The organism is Spirillospora sp. NPDC046719, assembly GCF_040645715.1.
GTDB lineage: Bacteria > Actinomycetota > Actinomycetes > Streptosporangiales > Streptosporangiaceae > Spirillospora.
In genome coordinates this window covers 1-1,238 of record NZ_JBEYYT010000918.1, presented here as the reverse complement: position 1 = coordinate 1,238, position 1,238 = coordinate 1, and the positions used below count along the sequence as shown (strand labels likewise).

1 protein-coding gene is annotated in these 1,238 nt (G+C 72.5%); it reads left to right on the top strand.

Annotated features, from left to right (window positions below):
* Positions 1 to 420: 420 nt before the first annotated feature.
* Positions 421 to 1,238: patatin-like phospholipase family protein (locus ABZ914_RS51560; RefSeq protein ID WP_500201843.1), on the top strand; the 818-nt coding region annotated here is incomplete at its 3' end.

Below are 1,238 nucleotides of genomic sequence, written 5' to 3'. Positions count from 1 at the left end.
GATCCGCTCGGAGTGTCAATTTCCGGGCTTTTCCGATTGCCTTTCCGGTCCGCATGCGCGTCCCTTCCGGGCGGTGTTGCCATTTCATCAGATCCAGCGCGATTTGCAAAATCGGCCCTTACCGATGCCATCACCGCACGGCTGACACGGCGAAGCCGCGTCGGCTGCTGAGTGGTGGTTTCCCCGTCGGCCGGCCGCCAAGAGGGCGTCCTGCATCCGTGAGGGGGACGAGGGGTTAACTTACGTGGTCCGCGGAGCCTCGTCAAATCGACACGCTCCAGCGCCGGTGCGGGGACGCCCGCCTCCCGGGTTCTGCGCGCTGAGCAGGGTCGATGCGCGCGGGGCGAGCGGGACGGGGCCGTCGCCGGAATGTCCGCCGCCCTCCCTACGCTCTAGCGATCACCCAATGAGAGGACGGACATGACCGACAATGAGCGCGCCCTGGTGCTGGGCGGAGGCGGGGTCGCGGGCATCGCCTGGCTGAACGGGCTGCTGTTCGGGCTCGCCGAGGAGGGAGCGGACGTGACCGGAGCCGACCTGCTGGTCGGCACGTCGGCGGGCTCCGCGGTGGCGGCGCAGGTCGCGAGCGGGCGGCCGTTGAAGGAGCTGTACGCGCGGCAGGAGGACCCGGCGTTGCAGAACCGCGAGCTGGTGCCGACCGGGGTGTCGGTGAGCACGGTCATGGAGACCTGGATGCAGCTCGCGAACGAGAACGAGGGCGATGCGGCGGCGGTGCGGCGGGGGCTCGGTGCGCGGGCGCTGGCGGCCGAGACCGTGACGGAGGCCGAGAGGCGCGCGGTGATCGAGGAGCGGCTGCCGTCCCACGAGTGGCCCGCGCGGAAGTTGCTGGTGACCGCCGTGAACGCGCTGACGGGCGAGCTGCGGGTGCTGGACCGTGACTCGGGCGTCGGGCTGGTGGACGCGATCGCGGCGAGCTGCGCCGTCCCGATGATCTGGCCGCCGGTGACGATCGGCGGCGTCCGGTACGTGGACGGCGGGGTGCACTCGGCGAACAACCTCGCCCTGGCCGCCGGGTACGAGCGGGTCCTGCTGCTCGCGCCGATGGACGACCCGTCCCTGGACGACGAGATCGGCGCGGTGAAGGCCGCGGGCGGGCGGGTCGAGGTGATCCGTCCGGACGAGGCGTCGACGGCGGCGTTCGGCGCCGATCCGCTGGACCCGTCGACGCGGACGCCGGCCGCGGGCGCGGGGCTCGCCCAGGGCAGGGCGGCCGCGGC